The organism is Klebsiella pasteurii (assembly GCF_018139045.1).
GTDB classification, from domain to species: Bacteria; Pseudomonadota; Gammaproteobacteria; order Enterobacterales; family Enterobacteriaceae; genus Klebsiella; species Klebsiella grimontii.
The window spans coordinates 3,552,986-3,575,841 of record NZ_CP073236.1; the positions used below are offsets into that span (position 1 = coordinate 3,552,986).

Annotated in this window: 23 protein-coding genes; 8 read left to right on the top strand and 15 right to left on the bottom strand. The window is 58.0% G+C overall.

The genetic code is table 11. The features are described from left to right. Positions 1–10: 10 nt before the first annotated feature. The 4 genes from rpoH to ftsY all read right to left on the bottom strand — a co-directional run bounded on the left by rpoH (position 11) and on the right by ftsY (position 4,361). Positions 11–865, bottom strand: a complete 855-nt coding sequence (rpoH, locus tag KCG39_RS16775; protein ID WP_004106554.1) for an RNA polymerase sigma factor RpoH — start codon at positions 863–865, stop codon at positions 11–13. Positions 866–1,121: 256 nt separating this feature from the next. Then, positions 1,122–2,180: a permease-like cell division protein FtsX gene (gene ftsX, locus KCG39_RS16780; RefSeq protein WP_032742212.1), complete on the bottom strand. Its 1,059-nt coding sequence runs from the start codon at positions 2,178–2,180 to the stop codon at positions 1,122–1,124. Further along, a complete protein-coding gene (ftsE, locus tag KCG39_RS16785; RefSeq protein WP_004106557.1) occupies positions 2,173–2,841 on the bottom strand; it encodes a cell division ATP-binding protein FtsE in 669 nt (222 codons plus the stop codon). The genes ftsX and ftsE overlap by 8 nt, the downstream gene beginning before the upstream one ends. A 2-nt stretch (positions 2,842–2,843) precedes the next feature. Further along, a complete protein-coding gene (ftsY, locus tag KCG39_RS16790) occupies positions 2,844–4,361 on the bottom strand; it encodes a signal recognition particle-docking protein FtsY (protein WP_087828579.1) in 1,518 nt (505 codons plus the stop codon). 192 nt (positions 4,362–4,553) lie between these two features. Here ftsY and rsmD point away from each other — a divergent pair, with 192 nt between their 5' ends. Together rsmD and KCG39_RS16800 are read left to right on the top strand one after the other, a co-directional pair. Then, positions 4,554–5,150, top strand: coding sequence for a 16S rRNA (guanine(966)-N(2))-methyltransferase (gene rsmD, locus KCG39_RS16795; protein ID WP_004126189.1), 597 nt, complete (start codon positions 4,554–4,556; stop codon positions 5,148–5,150). Next, on the top strand, positions 5,140–5,418 hold the full coding sequence (locus KCG39_RS16800; protein ID WP_004126191.1) for a DUF1145 family protein: 279 nt from the start codon (positions 5,140–5,142) through the stop codon (positions 5,416–5,418). Before rsmD ends, KCG39_RS16800 begins: the two co-directional genes overlap by 11 nt. Positions 5,419–5,432: 14 nt before the next feature. Here the strand turns inward: KCG39_RS16800 and KCG39_RS16805 are convergent, their stop codons facing one another. Continuing rightward, positions 5,433–5,792 (bottom strand): DUF2500 domain-containing protein, encoded by a 360-nt coding sequence (locus tag KCG39_RS16805; protein WP_004126192.1) that lies wholly within the window; start codon positions 5,790–5,792, stop codon positions 5,433–5,435. A gap of 142 nt (positions 5,793–5,934) precedes the next feature. Here KCG39_RS16805 and KCG39_RS16810 point away from each other — a divergent pair, with 142 nt between their 5' ends. Further along, complete coding sequence (locus KCG39_RS16810) at positions 5,935–6,561, top strand: lysoplasmalogenase (protein ID WP_004126194.1); 627 nt, start codon at positions 5,935–5,937, stop codon at positions 6,559–6,561. Between the two features lie 78 nt (positions 6,562–6,639). After that, on the top strand, positions 6,640–8,844 hold the full coding sequence (gene zntA, locus KCG39_RS16815) for a Zn(II)/Cd(II)/Pb(II) translocating P-type ATPase ZntA (protein WP_112165958.1): 2,205 nt from the start codon (positions 6,640–6,642) through the stop codon (positions 8,842–8,844). Positions 8,845–8,959: 115 nt separating this feature from the next. On the opposite strand, the gene tusA is transcribed toward zntA, so the two are convergent. Continuing rightward, a complete protein-coding gene (gene tusA / locus KCG39_RS16820; RefSeq protein WP_004106582.1) occupies positions 8,960–9,205 on the bottom strand; it encodes a sulfurtransferase TusA in 246 nt (81 codons plus the stop codon). A 291-nt stretch (positions 9,206–9,496) separates the two neighbouring features. On the opposite strand from tusA, the gene KCG39_RS16825 reads away from it, so the two are divergent. After that, the gene (locus KCG39_RS16825; protein WP_004126198.1) at positions 9,497–10,162 is read left to right on the top strand and encodes a 7-cyano-7-deazaguanine/7-aminomethyl-7-deazaguanine transporter; all 666 of its coding nucleotides are present in this window, start codon (positions 9,497–9,499) and stop codon (positions 10,160–10,162) included. A gap of 73 nt (positions 10,163–10,235) precedes the next feature. Further along, positions 10,236–10,793: a DcrB family lipoprotein gene (locus KCG39_RS16830; RefSeq protein ID WP_004126200.1), complete on the top strand. Its 558-nt coding sequence runs from the start codon at positions 10,236–10,238 to the stop codon at positions 10,791–10,793. Here KCG39_RS16830 and KCG39_RS16835 read toward each other — a convergent pair whose 3' ends face one another. Next, positions 10,794–12,014, bottom strand: coding sequence for an MFS transporter (locus tag KCG39_RS16835; protein ID WP_142446991.1), 1,221 nt, complete (start codon positions 12,012–12,014; stop codon positions 10,794–10,796). A 341-nt stretch (positions 12,015–12,355) separates the two neighbouring features. Between KCG39_RS16835 and KCG39_RS16840 the strand changes: the two genes are divergently transcribed. Then, a complete protein-coding gene (locus KCG39_RS16840; RefSeq protein WP_004126202.1) occupies positions 12,356–13,405 on the top strand; it encodes an AI-2E family transporter in 1,050 nt (349 codons plus the stop codon). Here KCG39_RS16840 and arnF read toward each other — a convergent pair. From arnF to KCG39_RS16880, 8 genes are all read right to left on the bottom strand, one after another. Next, complete coding sequence (gene arnF / locus KCG39_RS16845) at positions 13,402–13,785, bottom strand: 4-amino-4-deoxy-L-arabinose-phosphoundecaprenol flippase subunit ArnF (RefSeq protein WP_004126203.1); 384 nt, start codon at positions 13,783–13,785, stop codon at positions 13,402–13,404. The genes KCG39_RS16840 and arnF overlap by 4 nt on opposite strands. Continuing rightward, entirely contained in the window at positions 13,785–14,123 is a 339-nt protein-coding gene (gene arnE / locus KCG39_RS16850; protein WP_004126204.1) for a 4-amino-4-deoxy-L-arabinose-phosphoundecaprenol flippase subunit ArnE, read from the bottom strand. The genes arnF and arnE overlap by 1 nt, the downstream gene beginning before the upstream one ends. Then, positions 14,120–15,775: a lipid IV(A) 4-amino-4-deoxy-L-arabinosyltransferase gene (gene arnT / locus KCG39_RS16855; RefSeq protein WP_142468095.1), complete on the bottom strand. Its 1,656-nt coding sequence runs from the start codon at positions 15,773–15,775 to the stop codon at positions 14,120–14,122. The genes arnE and arnT overlap by 4 nt, the downstream gene beginning before the upstream one ends. Next, the gene (arnD, locus tag KCG39_RS16860; RefSeq protein WP_004126206.1) at positions 15,775–16,677 is read right to left on the bottom strand and encodes a 4-deoxy-4-formamido-L-arabinose-phosphoundecaprenol deformylase; all 903 of its coding nucleotides are present in this window, start codon (positions 16,675–16,677) and stop codon (positions 15,775–15,777) included. The genes arnT and arnD overlap by 1 nt, the downstream gene beginning before the upstream one ends. Then, positions 16,674–18,659, bottom strand: a complete 1,986-nt coding sequence (arnA, locus tag KCG39_RS16865; RefSeq protein WP_004126207.1) for a bifunctional UDP-4-amino-4-deoxy-L-arabinose formyltransferase/UDP-glucuronic acid oxidase ArnA — start codon at positions 18,657–18,659, stop codon at positions 16,674–16,676. Before arnA ends, arnD begins: the two co-directional genes overlap by 4 nt. Then, positions 18,656–19,639 (bottom strand): undecaprenyl-phosphate 4-deoxy-4-formamido-L-arabinose transferase, encoded by a 984-nt coding sequence (arnC, locus tag KCG39_RS16870; RefSeq protein ID WP_004126208.1) that lies wholly within the window; start codon positions 19,637–19,639, stop codon positions 18,656–18,658. Before arnC ends, arnA begins: the two co-directional genes overlap by 4 nt. A gap of 1 nt (position 19,640) precedes the next feature. Next, positions 19,641–20,780 carry a UDP-4-amino-4-deoxy-L-arabinose aminotransferase gene (gene arnB / locus KCG39_RS16875; RefSeq protein WP_004126209.1) on the bottom strand — a complete coding sequence of 380 codons (1,140 nt, stop codon included), beginning with the start codon at positions 20,778–20,780 and terminating at the stop codon, positions 19,641–19,643. A gap of 399 nt (positions 20,781–21,179) precedes the next feature. Beyond that, on the bottom strand, positions 21,180–21,686 hold the full coding sequence (locus KCG39_RS16880; RefSeq protein ID WP_025106840.1) for a phenolic acid decarboxylase: 507 nt from the start codon (positions 21,684–21,686) through the stop codon (positions 21,180–21,182). A 97-nt stretch (positions 21,687–21,783) separates the two neighbouring features. On the opposite strand from KCG39_RS16880, the gene KCG39_RS16885 reads away from it, so the two are divergent. Beyond that, positions 21,784–22,644, top strand: a complete 861-nt coding sequence (locus KCG39_RS16885) for a LysR family transcriptional regulator (protein ID WP_139529902.1) — start codon at positions 21,784–21,786, stop codon at positions 22,642–22,644. Positions 22,645–22,856: the final 212 nt, after the last annotated feature.

The window sequence follows — 22,856 nt, forward strand, 5'->3', positions numbered from 1 at the left end:
GGCGCTCAGATTAGGCTTCGATAGCGGCGCGCAGTTTTTTCATGGCGTTCTTTTCAAGCTGGCGCACACGTTCAGCCGACACGCCGTAGCGGTCTGCCAGCTCCTGCAGCGTGGACTTGTTGTCTTCGTCCAACCAGCGGGCGCGGATGATGTCCTGGCTACGTTCGTCAAGACCCTGCATCGCGTCGGTCAGCTTGTTCGCCGCCTGCTCTTCCCAGTTATCGTCTTCGATGCCATCGGCAAAGTTAGACGTTTTATCCTGCAGATAGAGTACCGGCGCCATCGGCTGGCTATCGGACTCATCATCCGAAGACATGTCAAAGGTCATGTCCTGCGCCGCCATACGTGACTCCATCTCACGCACGTCTTTGCTCGACACGCCCAGCTCGCGGGCAACCATTTCGACTTCATCCTGATTAAACCAGCCCAGACGCTGCTTGGTTTTACGCAGGTTAAAGAACAACTTACGCTGTGCTTTCGTGGTCGCGACCTTCACGATACGCCAGTTACGCAGCACGTATTCATGAATTTCCGCTTTGATCCAGTGCACGGCGAAGGAAACCAGACGCACGCCCACTTCCGGGTTAAAACGGCGCACGGCTTTCATCAGGCCAATGTTGCCTTCCTGAATCAGATCCGCCTGCGGCAGGCCATAGCCCGAGTAGTTACGAGCAATATGAACAACAAAGCGCAGGTGAGACAGGATCAGCTTTTTCGCTGCTTCCAGATCGCCCTGGTAATGCAGCTTTTCAGCAAGCTCCCGCTCTTCATCAGCCGATAACATCGGCCAAGTGTTAGCAGCCCGGATGTACGATTCCAGGTTACCAACGGGGGCTAAGGCTAAAGTTTGCATATCTTTGGTCATTCAAATCCTCTCAATCGATATCTTCTGGCATCATTCTGTCCTCACAACGGAGCAACAAACATGCCAGCATTGATGAGCAACGAGAATATCACTCACATTAGTATCAGACAGTGATTTTATCCACAAGTTCCATGCAATGATGTGAATAGATTACGCACAAAATGTGACATGGTCATGAAGTTTAGGGAAGCGTCGACAGGGACTCTTTCCCTGCAGAGAGATATTCAGTGCAGGGAAAGATTATACCAGATTTTTACTACTCGGGAGTAAAGTGACGTAAATGTTGAACGGTTGCCAGCCAGGCGGCGACCCAGCCAATCATCGAGCAAACAATCAGCATCAGCAGGCACTCGTCAAAGCCTAAGCCGCTGAGTTCAAACTGCGTGCCGAAGACTTTCGCCACTTCGGTAACCGCCGACGACAGGCGCATGACCATAATTTCCGACAAGATCAGCGACAGAAACGCGCCGGAGAACCCCAGCAGCGCTCCGCCGTAAAGGAACGGACGCAGAATGAAGCCGTCGGTCGCGCCAATCAGTTTCTGCACGTTAATGGTATCGCGACGGGCGAAGATGCTCAGACGTACGCTGTTGCCGATCACCAGGAAGACCGCCGCCACCATCAGTACGCCGATCATCGCCGACACGCGTCCGACCAGCCCGGTGAGCGACGAGAGGCGCGCAAACCAGCTGTCATCCATACGCACTTCATCAACGCCCTGAACGTGGCTCACGCGGTCGCGCAGCGTGTTCAGCGCCTCAACGCTCTGGAAATCAATCTTCGGCACCACGATCGCTACCGCCGGCAGCGGGTTCTCTTCCAGCATATCCAGCGCGCCGCCAAAGCCAGACCAGTTGCGGAATTCGCCAAGGGCTTCATCACGCGACAGATAGTTAACCTTCTCGACGCCCTGCTCCGCCTGCAGCTGGCCGACTACCCGGGCAGCCGCATCGTCATCCAGCGTTTTTTCCAGATAAACGGTGATTTGCGGCGTGGGGTAATACTGCGACGCTGCGGTGCTGACGTTTTTGTAGACCATGTAGCACACGCTCGGCAGGGTCAACGAAATGGCGATCACCATCACCGTCAGGAACGTCGCCAGCGGCGTACTTTTCAGATCCTGTACCGCGCCGTGCCAGGCGTAGCGCACCTGCTCATTGAATACGTTGCTCTTACGGGAAGCCGGATTCGGCGCGGCTTTTGGCCGCTTCGACCCATTGCGTCCGCCGCTACCACCCGCCCCGCCCGCATTGCGGAAACGGTCGAATCGATTGCCGAATCGGCGAATGTGGTTCATTGCCTCGCGCTTATTCACCGATGTGGCCTCCATGCATATGCCCCTCGCTGAGGGACAGGACGCGGTACGGACGACTGGATATAAGCCCCAGGTCATGCGTCGCCATCAGCACCGTCACCCCAACGCGGTTAAACTCTTCAAACAGACGTAAGATCCCTTCCGACAGCGCCTCATCGAGGTTACCGGTCGGTTCATCCGCCAGCAGGACCGCGGGTTTATTGACCACCGCGCGGGCGATGCCCACGCGCTGTTGTTCACCGCCTGAAAGCTGAATCGGCAGGTTTTTCGCTTTGTCCAGCAGCCCGACTTTATCCAGCGCCGCCGAGACGCGACGACGGATATCATCGCCACTGGCGCCGGCGATAATCAGCGGGATCGCCACATTATCGTAAACGGTACGGTCCATCAGCAGATGATGGTCCTGGAAAATCATGCCAATCTGACGGCGCAAAAACGGCACCTCGCGGCTCTTCAGGCGGCTGATATCATGGCCGCCGAAGAGGATTTTGCCGGCGCTGGGCCGTTCGATACCGCAGATAAGCTTCAGCAGGGTACTTTTCCCCGCGCCGGAATGGCCGGTCAGAAACGCCATCTCGCCCGCCTGCAGGTGGAAAGTCACCCCCTGCAGCGCTTGTCTCCCACCGAGATAGGCTTTGCTGACTTGTTCAAAGCGAATCATTTTTAATCCTCTCGGGCAAAAAGTGCCTCAATAAAGTCGCCCGCATTAAACGGACGCAGATCTTCAATACGTTCGCCAACACCGATGTAGCGAATCGGAATACCGAACTGATCGGCAACCGAGAAGATAACCCCGCCCTTGGCGGTACCATCCAGCTTAGTCAAGGTGATACCGGTCAGTCCAACCGCTTCGTGGAACAGTTTGGCCTGGCTAATCGCGTTCTGCCCGGTGCTGGCGTCAATGGTCAGCATAACTTCATGCGGCGCATCGACATCGAGTTTTTTCATGACGCGGACAATCTTCTTCAGTTCTTCCATCAGGTGCGATTTATTCTGCAGACGGCCCGCAGTATCGGCAATCAGGACGTCAATATTGCGCGCCTTCGCCGCCTGGATGGCATCGAAAATGACCGATGCCGAGTCCGCGCCGGTATGCTGGGCAATCACCGGAATATGGTTACGCTGCCCCCAAACCTGAAGCTGCTCTACCGCCGCCGCGCGGAAAGTATCGCCCGCCGCCAGCATCACCGACTTGCCCTGCTGCTCGAACTGACGCGCCAGCTTACCGATGGTGGTGGTTTTACCGACGCCGTTGACGCCGACCATCAGAATCACAAACGGCGTTTTGCCTTCAACGTTCAGCGGCTCATCCACTTTCGCCAGAATATCGCCCATCTCTTCTTTCAGCAGACCGTACAGCGCCTCGGCGTCGCGCAGCTGCTTACGGCTGGCGTCGTTGGTCAGATTAGTGATGATCTTACGCGTGGTTTCCACGCCGACGTCGGCAATCAGCAGCTGCTCTTCCAGCTCTTCAAACAGATCATCGTCGATTTTCTTACCGCGGAACAGACTGATAAATCCGGAACCGAGGTTTTGTTTGGTTTTTACCAGGCTGCGTTTGAGGCGGGCGAAGAAACCTTCTTTGGTCGGTTTTTCCTGCTCTAACGGCGTCACGACGGTTTCGTCCGGCACCACTTCCTTAGCGTTTTCTGCCGCATCGGCCGCCGCCATAGCCTGCGCTTCCAGCTCTTCATCGGTGATATCGGCCTCAGCCTCTTCTGCCGTTTCGTCTGGTTCCGGCTGGTCAACGGCGGTTTCTTCAATAACTGCTGTTTCCGGTTCGGTAATGACCGCTTCCGGCGTCTGTTCAGCGACGGCTTCAGCCGCTACCGGCTCGGCAATGACCTCTTCAATCAGCGGCTCAGCGACAATTTCTTCAACCGCAGGCTGCTCCGCAACTGCTTCAACGACCGGGGATTCGACAACCGCCTGCGGTTGTTCGCTCTCCACGACCTGCTCGGTCACCTCAACCACCTCGGCGGCAAAGGCTTCGGCGTCCGGTTTCTCCGTCGTAGGCGCGTCGACCGTTTCCGGCGCAGCGACAGGCGCTTCACTTTCCGCAGACGGTTCTGCAACCTCTTGCTGGGCTTCTACTTTTTGTTCTGTTTCGCTTTCCTGCGCCTGTTCTTTTTGGCCAAAGCCCAGCCAGGAAAAGAAGCCACGTTTTTTGTCTTTCGCCATTTGCGACTACACTCCTCGCTGTTAATTCATGGCACAGCTTCGGCCTGTTGGCAGCGGAAGCTGAAAAATGATGAAATTAGTCGGATAGTCTACCACTTAACTTAACTCGCATCACCGCCCCCGGATTAAGGTTTCGTCAACCGCTGCCGATCGTTAGAATAGCAGCCCGGAAGTTGAGACTTGAGCAAAGAGATGAAGAAACCAAACCACGCAGGCAGCGGCCAGATCCGTATTATCGGCGGGCAATGGCGGGGCCGTAAATTACCGGTGCCGGAGAGCCCGGGTCTGCGCCCGACCACCGACCGGGTACGCGAAACGCTATTTAACTGGCTGGCGCCGTCGATCGTTGACGCTAACTGCCTCGACTGCTTCGCCGGCAGCGGCGCGCTGGGCCTTGAAGCCCTCTCCCGCTATGCGGCCAACGCCACGCTGCTGGAAATGGAGCGCGGCGTCGCGCAGCAGCTGCAAAAAAACCTGGCGACCCTCAAAGCCAGCAACGCTAAGGTCGTGAACACCAATACTTTAGCGTTTCTCGCTCAGGCGGGCGCACCGCACAATATTGTGTTTGTCGATCCCCCGTTTCGTAAGGGGCTGCTTGAAGAGACGCTGAAACTGCTGGAAAACAACGGCTGGCTTAGCGATGAAGCGCTCATCTACATCGAGAGTGAAGTCGAAAACGGCTTACCGCCGGTGCCGGAGAACTGGCACGTCTATCGTGAAAAAGTGGCCGGACAGGTCGCCTACCGTCTCTATCAACGTGAGGCCCAAGGAGAAAACCATGCTGATTAATTTTGGCCGCTTGCTGATGCTGTGCGTGTGGGCGTTTTTATTGCTGAATCTGTTTCAACCGTTCCCAAAGCCACTGAATATCTTCGTTAACGTGGCGCTAATCTTTATGATTCTGATGCACGGCCTGCAGCTGACGCTGCTCAAGGCGACGCAGACGAAAGAGATGCCGCCGCTGGGGCGTTTCGAACAGGTCCGTATTTTCATCTTCGGCGTGTTCGAACTGGTCGCCTGGCAGAAAAAACTCAAGGCGACCCTGAAGAAGAAGTAACGCCGGGAAAAGGTTCAGGGATCTGGCGCAAAGCCCATAAACCGCGAACCTTTATAGCTCAGGACGCCTTTATCGCCGACGCTTAACGCATGATACTGCGGCGCCTGCAGACGAAAAACCATTTCCATTCCGCCGCTTTCCGGCCTGAAGCTGGCTTCATAACGCATCTCGCTGCCGGCAGGCGTCACCGTCTGCTGGCGCGAACGGCGATCGTTAATCACCTTCTCCCGCTTATTGCTCACCACCACCCGTTTTTGCAACAGCGGCGCGGCGTCGTTCTCCATTTTTTCGCGGCGCTGCTGCGCATAGCGATACGACGCGGCAACCGCAATGATGGCAACGGCAACCATAAAAAACAGCGGAACCTTACTCATTCACCTTGCCCCCAGGAATTATCAGGAATAAGCATACTGTGGCTTGATTATCATTGTCATCTTCCTCTGCAAACCACTACACTGAGATTCAGTACTGTAAGTACAATCACTTACTTAATGATAACAGATACAGGGACTTACTATGCTTTGGTCATTTATTGCTGTCTGTTTCTCCGCATGGCTTTATGTCGATGCGTCCTATCGTGGGCCAGCCTGGCGTCGCTGGGTATTTAAACCCGTCACGCTGATCCTGCTTCTGTTACTGGCCTGGCAAGCGCCGATGTTTAACGCCATCAGCTATCTGGTGCTGGCCGGGCTTTGCGCTTCGCTGGTCGGCGACGCCTTGACCCTACTGCCCCGGCAGCGGGTGATGTACGCCGTGGGGGCGTTCTTTCTCTCCCATCTGCTCTACACCATCTGGTTTGCCAGCCAGCTGACGCTATCGTTCTTCTGGCCGCTGCCGCTGGTGCTGCTGATCCTCGGCGCGCTGCTGCTGGCCATCATCTGGACGCGCCTGGAAGAGATGCGAATGCCGGTGTTTACCTTTATCGCGATGACGCTGGTGATGGTCTGGCTCGCTGGCGAGCTGTGGTTCGCTCGCCCGACGGACACCGCGCTTTCCGGCTTCGTTGGCGCCGCGTTCCTGCTGCTCGGCAACGCGGTCTGGCTCATCAGCCATTATCGCCGCCGCTTCCGCGCTGACAACGCGATCTCCTCGGCGTTTTACTTCGCCGGGCACTTCCTGATCGTCCGCGCACTCTATTTGTAATTAAGCGCTTGACTCTGGAGTCGACTCCAGAGTGTATCCTCTGGGTAATGAGAAAATTATCATTACCCGGAGGGTCCTATGTCGGCTCCAGAATCGCAGGATAAAAAAGTCCCACAATTCTCATCGTTAAAATTTACCCCTGCCGCACAGCCTGCGGAAAGCTGCTGCGCGGACCACGCCTGCAGCAGCGAAACCGCCGCTGAAAACGACGCGTTCAGTCACGCTCGCTTTAGCTGGCTGGTAGAAGGCATGGATTGCGCGGCCTGCGCCCGCAAGGTTGAAACCGCCGTTCGCCAGGTGCCGGGAGTAAGCCAGGTTCAGGTGCTGTTCGCCACCGAAAAGCTGCTGGTCAACGCCGAGGGCGACGTTGGTCCGCAGATCGAAAGCGCCGTGCGCGCCGCGGGCTATCAGCTGCGGGATGAAAACGCGCCCCGGACAGAGGACTCCACCTCGTGGCTGCGCGAGAATCTGCCGCTCATCACCCTGGTCGCAATGATGGCCCTCAGCTGGGGGCTGGAGCAGTTTAACCCTCCTCTGGGCGAAATCGCCTTCATCGCAACCACCCTTGTCGGCCTGTGGCCGGTCGCCCGGCAAGCAATACGCCTGATCAAAAGCGGAAGCTGGTTCGCCATCGAAACCCTGATGAGCGTCGCCGCCATCGGTGCGCTGTTTATCGGCGCCACCGCCGAAGCGGCGATGGTGCTACTGCTGTTCTTAATCGGCGAACGCCTTGAGGGTTGGGCCGCCAGCCGCGCGCGTCAAGGCGTCAGCGCGTTGATGGCGCTGAAACCCGACACGGCAATCCGCGTGCGAGACGGCGTACGCGAAATCGTAGCCCAGCGCGACCTGCGCCCCGGCGACGTGATTGAAGTGGCCGCCGGTGGCCGTCTGCCCGCCGATGGCCAGTTGCTCTCGCCCTTCGCCAGCTTCGATGAGAGCGCGCTAACCGGTGAATCCGTACCGGTGGAGCGTAACGCCGGGGAACGCGTAGCGGCCGGCGCCACCAGCGTCGATCGTCTGGTACAGCTGACGGTGCTCTCCGAACCGGGCGACAGCGCCATCGATCGCATTCTTAAGCTGATTGAAGAAGCGGAGGAGCGCCGCGCGCCGATTGAGCGCTTTATCGATCGCTTCAGCCGCATCTATACCCCGGCGATTATGGTCGTCGCGCTGCTGGTAGCCCTTGTTCCGCCGCTGCTGTTTGCTGGCGCATGGCTGCCGTGGATCTATAAAGGTTTAACGCTGCTGCTGATTGGCTGTCCGTGCGCGCTGGTGATCTCCACCCCGGCGGCGATTACCTCAGGGCTGGCGGTGGCGGCGCGTCGCGGCGCGCTGATTAAAGGCGGCGCGGCGCTGGAGCAACTGGGCCGCGTGCGCCAGGTGGCGTTTGATAAAACCGGCACCTTGACTATAGGCCAGCCGCGCGTCACCGCCGTGATGGCGACCGCGAACATTGGCGAAAACGATCTGCTGGCGCTGGCGGCCGCCGTGGAGCAAGGCTCCAGCCACCCGTTAGCCCAGGCCGTCGTACGTGAGGCGGAGCAGCGTCAGCTGGTGATTCCGCTGGCCAGCGGCCAGCGCGCGCTGGCCGGCTCCGGCATTGAGGCACAGGTCGAAGGTCGTCAGGTGCTGATTTGCGCCGCCGGGAAAAATAACGATCCGCAGTACGATGAACGTATTCAACAGTTGGAGAGCGCCGGACAAACCGTGGTGCTGGTGATGCGCGATGAGACGCTGCTGGGGATTCTGGCGCTGCGCGATACGCTGCGCGACGATGCCCGCCAGGCGGTGGATGAGCTCCATCAGTTAGGCGTTCAGGGAGTCATACTGACCGGCGACAATCCGCGCGCGGCGGCGGCCATCGCCAGCGAACTGGGGCTGGCGTTCCGCGCCGGGCTGCTGCCTGCGGATAAAGTACAGGCGGTGATCGCGCTCAACGCCGAGTCGCCGCTGGCCATGGTCGGCGACGGAATCAACGATGCGCCGGCGATGAAAGCGGCGACGATTGGCATCGCCATGGGCAGCGGCACCGACGTCGCCCTGGAAACTGCTGATGCGGCATTGACCCATAACCGCCTGACCGGGCTGGCGCAAATGATTTCGCTAGCGCGCGCCACCCACGCCAATATCCGGCAGAACATCGCTATCGCGCTGGGTCTGAAGGGGATTTTCCTCGTCACCACCCTGCTTGGACTGACCGGCCTGTGGCTGGCGGTGCTGGCGGATACCGGGGCGACGGTGCTGGTCACCGCTAACGCGCTGCGGCTGTTACGTAAGAAATAAGGGCAAGTCCCGGGACGGCGCTTGACGCGCCTGGCCCGGGCTACAGGTTAGTGCGGTCTGGTTTGTTGTAGCCCGGATCAGGCGCCAGCCGCAATCCGGGGAAACCTGAAGCGGATCAGTGGCTTTTACGGATCAAATAGCGGTACGGCAGCGCCTCGGTTTCCTGCGCCAGCAGTTCATGCTCCATAAAGCGGCAGAAACCGGGAATATCGCGGGTCGTCGCCGGATCGTCGGCCACGATTAGCAGCGTCTCGCCCACCGGCATGGTACGCACGGTCTTACGCACCATCATCACCGGTTCCGGGCAACGAAGCCCCTGCGCATCAAGCGTATGATCAGGGCTGGAGAAAAGTTCGCTCATTTTCATCTCACATTAACAAAACGGCCCTAGTTTACCCCCAGTTCGCCAGTACGCAAGCCAGGTTAACGTTTGCGCGAAAAACAACCATTGCAATACGCTCGCAACGCAGTATCATGCAGCCGTTTTTATTGGGTTCCCTCACCCCAACTCTCTGGCCCTAAATCATTCGAGTTGCAGAAAGGCGACGACGCAGCGAATTTCCAGCAGCTTACATCAGTAAGTGACTGGGATGAGCGAGGAAAGTTAACGCATCTGCAGCTTGAAGAATAACGGGCATAAAAAGGTCACAATATGAGTCCGTTTACTACCGTACAGCGTAAAAAAGCGCTGATCTGGCTATCGCTTTTCCATCTGCTGGTCATCACTTCCAGTAACTATCTGGTGCAGCTGCCGATCTCCATCTTTGGTTTTCATACCACCTGGGGCGCGTTCAGCTTTCCGTTTATTTTCCTCGCCACCGACCTGACGGTGCGGATTTTCGGCGCTCCGCTGGCGCGACGCATTATCCTCGCGGTGATGATTCCGGCGCTGCTCATCTCCTACGGGGTTTCCGCGCTGTTCTATATGGGCGAGTGGCAGGGCTTTGCCGCATTAACCAGCTTTAATCTGTTTGTCGCCCGTATCGCCGCCGCCAGCTTTATGGCCTACGCGCTGGGGCAGATCCTCGACGTCCACGTCTTCAACCGCTTGCGTCAGAACCGCCGCTGGTGGCTAGCGCCCACGGCATCCACTCTTTTCGGTAACGTCAGCGATACGCTGGCCTTCTTCTTTATCGCCTTCTGGCGCAGCCCGGATCCGTTTATGGCGGCGCACTGGGGTGAAATCGCCATCGTCGACTACTGCTTCAAGGTGCTGATTAGCATCGTATTCTTCCTGCCGATGTACGGCATGTTGTTGAATATGCTGCTGAAAAAGCTGGCAGATAAATCTGATTTATCCGCATTGCAGCCAGGTTAAGAGTACTCGTGAAACGATGTGATAAGATAAGCGAATGAGCCGTTAGTGGCCGTTTATCGAAAGGAAGATGTCAATGCGCAATTTGGTTAAATATGTCGGTATTGGCCTGCTGGTTGTGGGTCTTGCGGCCTGTGATAACAGCGATACAAAAACGCCGACTGCCGGGGCGGCTGCGGAAAGCAACGCCAGCGGGCAACCTATTAGTCTGCTGGATGGCAAACTGAGCTTCTCCCTGCCAGCCGGTATGACCGACCAGAGCGGCAAGCTGGGCACCCAGGCCAACAATATGCACGTCTATTCTGACGCTACCGGCCAGAAAGCGGTGATCGTGATTGTTGGCGACAGCACCAATGAAGATCTGGCCGTCATGAGCCAGCGTCTGGAAGAGCAGCAGCGCAGCCGCGACCCGCAGCTGCAGGTGGTGAGCAATAAATCCATTGAGATCAAAGGCCACACCCTGCAACAGCTGGACAGCATCATCTCCGCCAAGGGCCAGACCGCCTGGTCTTCCGTCCTGCTCGGTAAGGTTGATGACAAACTGCTGACGCTACAGATCACGCTGCCAGCGGATAATCAGCAGCAGGCGCAGACCGAAGCGGAAAACATTATCAACACCCTCGTCATCCAGTAACTACTGGCCTGACGCCGCGGCCTCCGGTTCAGCGACCGGGGGCCGTTTTTTTAACCGCCATCCCAGCAGCAGCGCCGCCGCGACCAGCCCCGCCGTCGCCAGATAGATCGATGAAATGCCCGCCCACGCCATCAGCAGCCCGGCAAGCGGACCGGTGATCCCCAGCGAGAGATCCATAAATACCGTATAGGTTGCCAGCGCCGCCCCCTGGTTCTGCTGCGGCACGGCCTTCACCGCCACCACGCCAAGCGCCGGGAACACCAGCGAAAAACCGGCTCCGGCAAAGAAGGTGCCGACTTTCGCCAGCAGCGGCGTCTCCGCCAGGCCTACTAACAGCAGCCCAATAATCTCGACGACAAAACAGATCATCGCCACGTTCAGCCCGCCGAGGCGGTTAATTCCGTTGGGGAACAACAGCCGGGTGCCGACAAAGGCGCAGCTAAACAGCGTCAGGGCGAAGGCGGCACCGTCCCAGCCTTTAGCATCATAAAACAGGGTGATAAAGGTGGCGATAACGCCAAAACCCGCCGAAGCCAGGGCCAGCGCCATGCCGTAGAGCCAGACGCGCCCCAGCACCGCGCGAAACGACATCGCTTTACCCTTGCCCGCTTTCACCGCTGCCCGCGGCAACGCGCACAGCACCGCCACCAGCGCGAGCGCCATAATGGTCAACGCCAGCCCGTGCAGGCCCATCAGCGAGTAACAGAGCACGCCGAGCGGCGCACCCATCGCCATCGCCCCGTAAGTGACAATGCCGTTCCAGGAGATAACCCGCCCGATATGCAGCGAACCGACTACCCCGACGCCCCACAGCGTGGAGCCGGTTCCCGCGAAGCTCTGCCCGATGCCGAGAATTATGCGCCCAAGGCACAGCAGCGCCAGGCTAACCACGGGCAAACCGCCGAAGAGCGCCGCCAGCAGATAGCCGAGTCCGCTCAAAAAGCAGCCGCACAGGCCGAAAATGACGATCTTTTTTGGCCCCAGCTGGTCGGCGTAACGCCCGGCGTGCGGGCGGCTGAGCAGCGTAGCGAAGTACTGGAGGCTAATCACCAGCCCGGCCCAAAAGGCACTAAACCCCATCACATCATGAACGTAGCCGGGCAATACCGCCAGCGGCAGGCCAATGGTCAGATAGCTGGCAAAGTTAAACATCACGACAGAGACAATCCGCAGATTGAGGCGCAATCCATTGAGCGCCGGTTCAGCGACGGTTTCGGGCATCGGGTTCCACCAGATTTTTACAACTGTGTTTCATTTCTACCACGCCACACGTTATAAATCAGCAGCCAGATTAGGATTCCTGGCAGCAAGCCAGCCGCTACACTTAGAGTCTATCCCACCAGGCGTTATTGTCGCAGGCAGTTTGAACACGGACAGCGCACAGAAACCGGAGCGTACACGGAGTACGTGAGGATTGACTCGCTACGCTCGCCCTCCGGGCCGCCCTGAAGGGCGTTCAAAATACTTTCGTATTTTGTCGAGCACTGCCCGTGTTCAAAATGGCAAGTAAAATAGCCCTAATGGAGTGGGCTCTTAATGAAAATCATAGAAAGGAAGAGTGAATGACAACCCCTCAGCCCGATAAAACGGGCATGCATATTCTGCTCAAACTGGCGTCACTGGTGGTTATCCTCGCCGGTATTCACGCCGCGGCAGATATCATCGTGCAGCTATTACTGGCGCTGTTCTTCGCCATTGTCCTCAACCCTCTGGTCACCTGGTTTATTCGCCGCGGCGTGCGTCGCCCGGCAGCCATTACTATCGTGGTGGTGGTGATGCTGATCGTGCTCACCGCGTTAATTGGCGTACTGGCCGCGTCGGTTAACGAATTTGTCGCCATGATGCCAAAATATAATAAAGAGCTGACGGCAAAAGTCCTGCGATTGCAGGAGGCGCTGCCGTTTTTGCATATTCACATGTCCCCGGAGCGTATGCTACAACGCATAGACTCTGACAAGCTGATGACGTTCACGACCACCCTGATGACCGGGCTGTCCGGCGCTATGGCCAGCGTCATTCTGCTGGTGATGACGGTGGTATTTATGCTTTTTGAAGTCCGTCATGTGCCCTATAAGCTCCGTTTTGCCCTCAACAACCCGCAAATCCACATCGCCGGTCTTCACCGGGCGTTAAAAGGCGTTTCGCATTATCTGGCGCTGAAAACGCTGCTCAGCCTGTGGACAGGGGTGATTGTCTGGTTAGGACTGATGCTGATGGGGGTACAGTTTGCGCTGATGTGGGGCGTGCTGGCTTTTCTGCTGAACTATGTGCCTAACATTGGCTCGGTGATTTCCGCCGTCCCGCCGATGATCCAGGCGTTACTTTTTAACGGGTATTATGAGTGTCTGCTGGTCGGCGCGCTCTTTTTAGTCGTGCACATGATTATCGGCAATATTCTCGAACCCCGCATGATGGGCCACCGGCTGGGCATGTCTACGCTGGTGGTTTTCCTCTCATTGCTGGTTTGGGGATGGCTGCTTGGCCCGGTGGGAATGCTGCTGTCGGTACCGTTAACCAGCGTGTGTAAAATATGGATGGAGACCACCAGGGGCGGCAGTAAGTTAGCCATCCTGCTCGGGCCCGGTCGCCCCAAAAGCAGGCTACCGGGCTAGCCCTGCCGCTTCACCGGCCAGAAGATCGTCAGCACCCCGGCGACAATCAGCAGCACGCCCAGCAGCGATTGCCAGTGGAAAGGCTCATGCCAGCCGGGGAGCCAGATGGCGGCGGCCCATACCAGGATGTAGCTCAGGCTCAGCAGCGCGTAGGCTTTCGCCAGCGGCAGTCGATGCAGGGCGAAGTACCAGCAGACCATCGACAGCAGGTAACCCATAAGCCCAAACGCAAGGCCAAACGTGCCCGCCCGCAGATGCAGCAGATGGTTGAGGAAGGTGAATATCTCCGTCAACGGCGGGAGCTCGACCATCGCGCTGCGCAGCAGCAGCTGCGCGCCGCTCGCCAGGCCGACGCTGAATAACGCCCAGATTAAGCCCATCAGATACGGCTCCCCAGAATAACGATCCCGACGACGATGAGTCCCACGCCAATCCAGTGGCGACGCGCGACCGGCTCGCGCCAGATCCCCCACGCCGCCAGGGTCACCCAGACAAAGTTCAGGCTTAGCATAGGGTAGGCGATACTGACCGGGATCGACTGCAGCACGCTAAGCCACAGCAGCATACTGCAGCCCAGAGCGAGCAGCGCTAAACCCAGCCAGCCGAGGATATGGCGCCCGCGCCGCCCGGATTTGGATGGGCGGGTGGCCTGTTTCTGGCACAGCTGTCCAGCGCAGCTCAGCAGGCTGGCGAAAACCAGACAGATCCACACGCTCATTGCGGCAGATACTGGATAAACACCACGCGCCCTAGCTCGTAGGAGCTATCTGGTTTCGGTAGCGCTAAATCAGCCATACTTTCTCCTTTGTCCATCAGCAGAACCAGCGAGACGGGGCCCTGCTGGCGGTGTGTCGCCAGCCAGTCAGCAAAATGCGCCTGATCGACAAACTGGCGCTGCGCGTCCGGCCAGGAGAGACCGTACTTCAGCTCGCCCTGCTTGTCGAACAGAATGATATCGCTGCGCTTGAGCTCCCACGACAGCCCGCCGGCGATACCGACGTTATTGGTCAACACGTAGCGGCTCGGGGTCAGCGATTCGCTGACGATATCCACCAGGAACTGCGGCTGCTTGCTGTCGATCACCCGATCCGGGATAGCGAAGCCCACCAGCAGCGCCAGCCCGAGCGGGCAGCAGGAGGCGAGGGTCCAGCGGCGGCCGTTGTCCTTCATCGCCAGCCAGCCCATCAGCGCCCAGCAGCCAAATATCAGCGCAGCCAGCAGGCATTTATAGAGCTCAATATGGCTCCATACCGGCTTGTGCATAAAGCCCCACGGCGAAACCACCAGCACGGCGACCAGGCCAATCAGGCCAAAGGCCAGGTTGATCGCGCCGTTAATTTTCAGCGCCTTCACCCCCGCCTTCGCGGCGTCCAGCGCGTAGCGCGCCATCAGAATCGACAGGGGAGCAAAACAGGGCAGGATATAGGTTGGCAGTTTACCCTTAGCAATGCTGAAGAACAGGAACGGCATCACCACCCATCCGAGCAAATAGAGCGCGCCGCGCGACTCATCGCGTTCGGTCCAGCCGCGCTTGAGCGCCCCCGGCAGCAGCGCCAGCCACGGCAGGCTGCCGGCAATCAGGAACGGAATGTAGTACCAGAACGGCGCTTTATGCTGGGCATCTTTTTCCGCGAAACGCTGGATATGCTCCACCCAGAAGAAGTAGCGCCAGAAGTCCGGCTCGCGTTTGGCGATGGCGAGCCCCCACGGCAGCACCACCAGCGCGCAGACGCCCACCGCCAGCCAGCCGTAAGTCAGCACTTCGCGCCAGCGCTTACGCGCAATCACCCACGGCAGTACCCCGACCACCGGCACCGCCAGCGCGAGGAAGCCTTTGGTCATCACCCCCATCCCGCAGGCCACGCCGAGTAAAACATAGCCGAGAATTTTGCCGCCGTGGCTTTGGGCCTGCGCCGCGCCCCAGAAGCTGCACATCGCCAGCGCCATCCACATGGTGATCATCGGGTCGAGCACCGCGTAGGTGCCGATACCGTAGACCAGCAGCGCGGTCAGGAAGATCACCGGCGACAGGATCGCGACGCGTTTATCGCGGAAAAGACGCCATGCCAGCCAGGCGACCAGCAGCGCGGTGACGGTAATGGAAAACACCACCCCAAAGCGGACGGCAAAATTATTGTGGCCGAATAGCCACTGGCCGATGCTGTTGATCCAGTAGCCGGCAATCGGTTTTTCAAAGTAGCGCAGCCCGAGGAAATGCGGCACTACCCAGTCGCCGGTCGCCAGCATTTCGCGGCTGATCTCCGCGTAGCGGGTTTCATCAGGCTGCCAGAGCAGGCGGAAGTTGAGCGGCAGTAAATAGTAGAGGACAAAAAGGGCGACCAGAGAGGCGCCGTAGCGAATGCTTTTCATCAAACACCCGAATTGAGTAATTGTTCACGTCCAAGCCAGCCTTCCCGGCCGGCCAGTTCACCACGAACCACCTTCCCTCGCGGCAGCACGCTAAAGTCGGCGGGCAGAAGCTGGCTTAGCGGGCAAAACTGGATCTCTTCCTGTGCGGCCATGGTCAGCAGTTCATCAAACTGATCCGCAAAGGCGATGCCTTCCACTTCAGCATGGATGGTATAGACCGGCGTCCCCGCGTCGCGGTGGATGCAGTCCAGCAGATAGCGGTTGAAGCCCGCAATATCCACCGCGTTTCCCACCGCTTCATCCCAGGTCGGTAAGGTCACCGGGATCTGCACGGTCCCCGGCGCCCCGTTCCCCAGCTGCGGCAGAAAAGGCCCGGTCCCCCGGCAGTCGCTGTTATAGAGGAAATCGAAAGCCTCTTTGGCTTTGATCACCCGCTGATCGGCGCGCCAGCCAGCAACGGCGGAACAGGTTACCGGGCGACCGATAATCCGCTCCAGCTCCAGCAGCCCGCGTTCAACCTCCAGCGTCAGCCTTTCCTGCGGCCAGACGCCGCTCCACGCCTGCCAGCTATAGTGATCCCAGGCGTGCAGGCCAACTTCATGCTCCTGCGCGGCGGCGCGGATAACTTCTTCATTACCCGCGCCGATCCTGCGCCCTGGCCAGGCGGTGCCGGCCAGCAGGATATCCCAGCCGTATAGCGACGCGGCCTTTGAGCGCAGCATCTTCCACAGAAACTTCGGCTTTACCAGGCGCCAGATATGACGCCCCATGTTGTCCGGCCCGACGCTGAAAAAGAAGCTTGCCTGAATCCCGTGCTGGCTCAGCAGAGCCAGCAGTCGCGGGACCCCGTCCCGCGTACCGCGAAAGGTATCGACATCTATGCGTAAGCCGACCTGTTTCATGATTTGCCGCTGTCCGTCAGTTCAACCGTACGCAGGAAGAAGTCCAGGGTATGTTCCACGGTCTCTTCCATTTCCACCGTCGGCACCCAGTTCAGGCAGCGCTTCGCGTTGCGAATGCTCGGCTTACGATGTTCGACGTCCTGGTAGCCTTTACCGTAGTAATCGCTGCTTTCCACTTCGCGGAATCCGGCGAATGGCGGGAAGCGGTCGCGCAGCGGATGGCGTTCAAAGCAGGCCAACAGCATTTCCGCCAGTTCTTTGATACTCGCTTCGTTATCCGGGTTGCCGATGTTGATGATCTGCCCGTCGCAGCGGCCGTCCTTGTTCTCAATGATGCGGAACAACGCTTCGATACCGTCGCTGATATCGGTAAAACAGCGCTTCTGCTTACCGCCCTCAATCAGCTTGATCGGCGAACCTTCTACCAGGTTGAGGATCAGTTGGGTGATGGCGCGAGAGCTACCGATGCGCGCGGCATTAAGGTTATCGAGGCGCGGCCCCATCCAGTTAAACGGGCGGAACAGAGTAAACTTCAGGCCGTTCTTATCGCCGTAGGCCCAGATCACGCGGTCCAGCAGCTGCTTGGAAACCGAGTAGATCCAGCGTTGTTTGTTAATCGGCCCGACCACCAGATTCGAGGTATCTTCATCAAAGTTGTTGTCGGTACACATGCCGTACACTTCCGAGGTCGACGGGAAGATGATGCGCTTATCGTATTTCACGCAGTCGCGGATAATCTTCAGGTTCTCTTCGAAATCCAGCTCAAATACGCGCAGCGGGTTGCGGGTATATTCGATTGGCGTGGCAATCGCCACCAGCGGCAGGACCACATCGCACTTCTTAATGTGGTACTCGATCCACTCGGAGTGGATGCTGATATCGCCTTCAACGAAGTGGAAGCGCGGGTTGTCGAGGAAGCGGCTGATAGCGTCGGAGCCAATGTCCAGGCCGTAAATCTCGTAGTTGTCGTCCTGCAGCAGGCGCTCGGTCAGGTGGTTGCCGATAAAGCCGTTCACCCCGAGGATCAGCACGCGGGTACGGCGCTTAATCGCCACCACCGGTTTGCTGCTCAGCACCGCGCCGGCAACCAGGCCAAGCGCCTGCGCCAGCTGGGTACCCTGCATATAAACGCCGCGCTCGGTCTGCCCGGTAACGATTTCTAACGCCCCTTCCTGACAGGCGACGACCAGCGGCGCAACGGAGAGCACCGTCCCTGCTTTGGCGGCGGCCAGATCGTGGCGCACGCGGGATTTCCAGACGATAAACTTGTTTGCGCCGGCGTAGCCGAACGCACCCGGCCACGGATCGGAGACCGCACGGACGAGGTTGTGCAGCGTCTGGGCCGAATGTTCCCAGTCGAGGCGACCGTCTTCCGGCGTACGGCGACCGACGTAAGTCGCCTGGCTTTCATCCTGGACGCGCTCTTCGGTTTTACCGTCGCGGATGGCGGGTAGCGCCTGTGCCAGCAGATCCGACGCTGCGGCGCAGAGTTTACGGTGCAGCGCCAGCGCCGCGTCATCCGCGCCGATCGCGACGCTTTTCTGCGCCACGATATTGCCGGCATCCGCGCGGTTAACCATACGGTGCAGCGTTACGCCAGTTTCGCTTTCGCCGTTCACCAGCACCCAGTTCAGCGGCGCGCGGCCGCGGTATTTCGGCAACAGTGAACCATGCAGGTTAAAAGCCCCCTGCGGCGCAATATTCAAAATGTCATCGCACAGCAGGTTGCGGTAGTAGAACGAGAACAGCACGTCCGGTTTAATCTCACGGATACGTTCGATCCACAGCGGATGATTCACATCTTCCGGCGCCCATACCGGGATGCCTTGCTCAGCGGCAATACGCGCCACGGAGCCAAAAAAATGGTTTTCGCCAGGGTTATCCGGATGGGTAAAAATAGCGGCGATGTCATAACCGGCATCCAGCAGAGACTGAATACCTGCACAACCCATATCGTGATAAGCGAAGACTACGGCTTTCATGAACGATCTTCCTCTTGAGATGCCGTTTCCGGCTGGCGAACAACACGTTGAATAAAGTAGCGGGGGCGGGCGCGGACATCGTTATAGATGCGGCCGATATACTCCCCGAGCAGGCCCATCCCGACGAACTGGGCGCCGATAAACATAAATAGCACCGCGAACAGCATGAACACCCCTTCCGCCGCCCACTGGGGACCAAACACCAGACGCAGCACAACCAGCATCAGGCCGAAGGCGAAGCCCAGCAGAGCGATGACGCTGCCGAACAGGCTCAGCAGGCGCAACGGCGTGGTGGTCAGGCAGGTCACCAGGTCGTACATCAGGTTAATCAGGCGCATAAAGCTGTATTTGGAATCGCCGAATTCGCGCTCGGCGTGCATCACCGGGATCTCAACCGCCCGGCGGGCAAAAGTGTTCGCCAGAATCGGGATAAACGTACTGCGCTCATGGCAGTTGAGCATCGCGTCGATGATATGGCGGCGATAGGCGCGCAGCATGCAGCCATAGTCGCCCATCGCTTTACCGGTGGTGCGCTGGATCAGGCGGTTGATCATCTTCGAGGCGCTTTTACGGAAGAAGGTGTCCTGGCGGTTCTGGCGCACGGTACCGACCACGTCGTAGCCCTCGTCGGCCTTCTCGACCAGGCGCGGGATCTCTTCCGGCGGGTTTTGCAGGTCGGCATCAAGGGTAATGATCAGGTCGCCGGTAACGTGACTGAAACCCGCCATAATCGCCGAGTGCTGGCCGTAGTTGCGGTTCAACAGGACCGCCACCACGTGGCTGCCTTCGGCCTCGGCGGCTTCGGTGAGCATCCGCGCCGAGTCATCGCTGCTGCCGTCGTCGACCAGCAGAATTTCATATTGCCGTCCGAGCGTCGCGCAGGCGGTGTCGGTGCGGCGGATAAGCTCCGGCAGGCTCTCCTGTTCGTTATACACAGGAATAACGACCGAGACCTTTTTCACGGGAGGATAGCTAAACATATCAACGTCCTGACAGCTGGTGCAGTGCGGAAATGACCCGAGTGACATCGTCATCGGTCATATCCGGGAACAACGGAATGGAACAAATGCGCGCGCTGTTCCATTCCGTATGCGGTAATGAAACTTCAGGGAAACGCTCGCGGTAATACTTTTGCGTATGGGCCGCACGGAAGTGCAGGCCGGTGCCAATGCCCATGGCCTTCAGTCTTTCCATCAGCGCATCGCGGCTGATGCCGCAGGTGGCTTCATCAACGCGGATAATAAACAGGTGCCAGGCGTGCTGATGCTCCCACGACGGTGCCACCAGCGGCCTGAAGGGCGTATCCGCCAGCTCGCGCAGATAGCGTTGCGCAATCGCGGCGCGACGCTGATTGGCGTGGGCGAGCTTGTCCAGCTGCACCAGCGCCAGCGCGGCGTTGATATCCGCGAGATTGTATTTAAAGCCCGGCGAAATCACCTCTGCCTGCGGGGCGCGGCCCAGAGTCTGGCGGTCATAAGCGTCAACGCCGAGGCCGTGGAACTTCAGGCTGCGAATGCGCGCGGCCAGCTCGTCATCATCGGTCACCACCAGCCCGCCTTCGGCGCAGGTCATATTCTTGATCGCATGGAATGAGAAAATGGCGGTACCGCGCCAGCCGACGTGACGGCCTTTGTAGTACGTCCCCGCCGCGTGGGCGGCATCTTCAATCACCGGAATAGCGTGACGCTCGCCAATCGCGCGAATAGCGTCAATATCCGCCGGTGCGCCAGCGTAGTGCACAGGGATAATTGCTTTGGTTCGCGGGGTGATTGCCGCTTCAACCGCTTCGGGGGTAATCATCAGGTTATCGGGATCAACATCGATCATCACCGGGGTCGCGCCGAGCAGGCAGATCATGTTCAGCGTGGAGACCCAGGTCTGGGAAGGGGTGATCACTTCATCGCCCGCACCGATACCCAGCCCCATCAGCGTGACGTGCATGCCGCCGGTCGCCGAACTGACGGCGATGGCGTGACGGTTGCCGGTTAACGTGCAGAACGCCTCTTCCAGCGCCTGATTTTTCGGTCCAGTGGTGATCCAGCCCGATTGCAAAACTTCACGCAGCGCAGCCAGCTCTGCGTCGCCCATCGACGGGCGCGAAAACGGCAAAAAATCGCTCATCATGTTCCTGTTCTGTGAATGACCCGCGAAAAACCGGGTCGATAAGAAATATCCTGCACCTGCTGACCTAAACAAAATGAAAATGAAAGCGAAATCAGCCAGAGGGCGCATTTCATTATTTTGTATTCAGATGTTATTAAATTTAGTCAGCTTTGCTTAGGATAATATTAAGAAATTAATATTAATTAGATATGCATGATGATTTCTTTAAAAATCATTGAGATAGAGTGGAATTTATCGCAGAAAAAGGCGCTATAGCGTTCCCGCCGGACGGCGAAATAGCGGGAACGCATTGCTGAAAAGTAAACGGATGCTCAACCAGATTCTCATAAACAGTCTTTAAACATGGTTCAGCAAATATAAAAAATCCAGTCGAATCACGAAACTATTTCAAAATGATTACAGGTTGGCAGGAAAGTTGTCAGGTAATTCGTTAGCCGGGCAATTAATCACTTCGTCATTATCCGCGCCGCAATCGCGCACAAAAGTGATGGTAGCAAACTCATCAATCACTTCTGTCGGATAAGCCGGACCGGCTTCACGATAAGAGACCATCAGCGGAATATGATCGTTCTGGAAGCAGACGGTTTTCTCCGGGTTATTCATTACCCAGCGCGGGAAAAAGATGGTGCCGTGAAACAGTTTATCGCCGAGGTTAACGATCAGGCTCACGTCGGTACCGGTCGGTTCGGTCCAGGAAATTTTGTAGATGCTTTCGCCGACGCGAACGATGTAAGCCTGCTGATCTTTCACCCAACGATTCGCGACGATACCGCTGTGAATACGATAATCCAAAGTAGTGCCGTTTTTAACGTAAATTTCGTAGTTCCAGCCATTATCATAGGTATAAACCAGATGTTTGCCGATAAAACCGCTCAGGTCATGTTTGTCGAATGTGCTCATAATCTGTTCTCCTCTGTTTGTTGAGAACAAGCATACTGCTTTAAAAAATGGATGAATAACGCTATGTTTGGATTAAACTCATTCACTTTTTAGATGGATTATGCACAAGACTACGCTGGAACAATGGGCGCTGCTGGAGAAAGTTGTCGAGCTGGGTAGCTTCGCAAAGGCGGCGGACGAGACCCACCGCAGCCAGTCGTCGGTGAGCTATAATCTCGCGCTATTGCAGGAACGGCTGGGCGTCACGCTGCTGACGCCATCGGGCCGTCGCGCGGTGCTGACCCCGGCAGGCGAGCTGCTGCTCGGTCAGGTTAAACCGCTGCTGCAGGCCTTCTCTTACGTCGAAACCCATGCCGCCACCCTGCGAGACGGCGCCCGGACCCGGCTGGATCTGGTGGTCGACAGCATTTTCCCACGCCAGCGGCTATTCGCCATTCTGCGCCAGTTTCAGCAGCGCTACCCGCAAACCCAGGTCAGGCTGACCGAAGTGCTGGAAAACGTTGAGGAAGAGCATCCGGCCCGCAGCGAGGCGGACGTGATGGTGCTGACCCGTCGTCAGGATATTACCGGCCGCGGCGAATGGCTGATGAATATTGATTTTGTCGCCGTCGCCCATCGCGATCATCCGCTATCCGCCCTCGAAGGGCCGCTGGACGATAACGCGCTTACTCCCTGGCCGCTGGTGCGCATCGCCGACCGCAGCAACGATCCGCAGTCCGCCCGCGACGCGTGGACCTTCTCCACTATTGATGCCGCTATCGATGCGGTGCTGTATCAGGTCGGGTTCGGCTGGCTGCCGGAAGAGCGGATTCGCCCACAGCTTCAAGAGGGGGTACTGAAGGCGCTACCGTTAGGACACGGCGCGCGGCGGGCAACGCCGCTTCACCTGATCGTGAAGCGTGATTTAACGCCAATTGATGAGCAGGTCGCCACGCTGTTGGATCTGTTCAGAACGCCCTGATGGGCTTGTTTACCCGGCTCGCGCTGCGCTTAGCCGGGCTACAGGTTCTACAGGTTCCCCGCCGTCTGCGGATCTGGTAGCCCGGACAGATGCGCAGCATCGCCTCCGGGAAATGTGCCGAAGCTGATGCTTCCCGGCTTGCGCTGCGTTTAGCCAGGCTGCAGGCGGGTTCGTAAACTCATACAGCCAAAGGAACTATATCTTTTTCTTAT

Excerpts from the sequence above, each read along its gene's own strand:
- rpoH (WP_004106554.1), bottom strand. The coding sequence starts at position 865 with ATGACCAAAGATATGCAAACTTTAGCCTTAGCCCCCGTTGGTAACCTG.
- ftsE (WP_004106557.1), bottom strand. The coding sequence starts at position 2,841 with ATGATTCGCTTTGAACAAGTCAGCAAAGCCTATCTCGGTGGGAGACAA.
- ftsY (WP_087828579.1), bottom strand. The coding sequence starts at position 4,361 with ATGGCGAAAGACAAAAAACGTGGCTTCTTTTCCTGGCTGGGCTTTGGC.
- rsmD (WP_004126189.1), top strand. The coding sequence starts at position 4,554 with ATGAAGAAACCAAACCACGCAGGCAGCGGCCAGATCCGTATTATCGGC.
- KCG39_RS16800 (WP_004126191.1), top strand. The coding sequence starts at position 5,140 with ATGCTGATTAATTTTGGCCGCTTGCTGATGCTGTGCGTGTGGGCGTTT.
- KCG39_RS16805 (WP_004126192.1), bottom strand. The coding sequence starts at position 5,792 with ATGAGTAAGGTTCCGCTGTTTTTTATGGTTGCCGTTGCCATCATTGCG.
- KCG39_RS16810 (WP_004126194.1), top strand. The coding sequence starts at position 5,935 with ATGCTTTGGTCATTTATTGCTGTCTGTTTCTCCGCATGGCTTTATGTC.
- zntA (WP_112165958.1), top strand. The coding sequence starts at position 6,640 with ATGTCGGCTCCAGAATCGCAGGATAAAAAAGTCCCACAATTCTCATCG.
- tusA (WP_004106582.1), bottom strand. The coding sequence starts at position 9,205 with ATGAGCGAACTTTTCTCCAGCCCTGATCATACGCTTGATGCGCAGGGG.
- KCG39_RS16825 (WP_004126198.1), top strand. The coding sequence starts at position 9,497 with ATGAGTCCGTTTACTACCGTACAGCGTAAAAAAGCGCTGATCTGGCTA.
- KCG39_RS16830 (WP_004126200.1), top strand. The coding sequence starts at position 10,236 with ATGCGCAATTTGGTTAAATATGTCGGTATTGGCCTGCTGGTTGTGGGT.
- KCG39_RS16835 (WP_142446991.1), bottom strand. The coding sequence starts at position 12,014 with ATGCCCGAAACCGTCGCTGAACCGGCGCTCAATGGATTGCGCCTCAAT.
- KCG39_RS16840 (WP_004126202.1), top strand. The coding sequence starts at position 12,356 with ATGACAACCCCTCAGCCCGATAAAACGGGCATGCATATTCTGCTCAAA.
- arnF (WP_004126203.1), bottom strand. The coding sequence starts at position 13,785 with ATGGGCTTAATCTGGGCGTTATTCAGCGTCGGCCTGGCGAGCGGCGCG.
- arnE (WP_004126204.1), bottom strand. The coding sequence starts at position 14,123 with ATGAGCGTGTGGATCTGTCTGGTTTTCGCCAGCCTGCTGAGCTGCGCT.
- arnT (WP_142468095.1), bottom strand. The coding sequence starts at position 15,775 with ATGAAAAGCATTCGCTACGGCGCCTCTCTGGTCGCCCTTTTTGTCCTC.
- arnD (WP_004126206.1), bottom strand. The coding sequence starts at position 16,677 with ATGAAACAGGTCGGCTTACGCATAGATGTCGATACCTTTCGCGGTACG.
- arnA (WP_004126207.1), bottom strand. The coding sequence starts at position 18,659 with ATGAAAGCCGTAGTCTTCGCTTATCACGATATGGGTTGTGCAGGTATT.
- arnC (WP_004126208.1), bottom strand. The coding sequence starts at position 19,639 with ATGTTTAGCTATCCTCCCGTGAAAAAGGTCTCGGTCGTTATTCCTGTG.
- arnB (WP_004126209.1), bottom strand. The coding sequence starts at position 20,780 with ATGAGCGATTTTTTGCCGTTTTCGCGCCCGTCGATGGGCGACGCAGAG.
- KCG39_RS16885 (WP_139529902.1), top strand. The coding sequence starts at position 21,784 with ATGCACAAGACTACGCTGGAACAATGGGCGCTGCTGGAGAAAGTTGTC.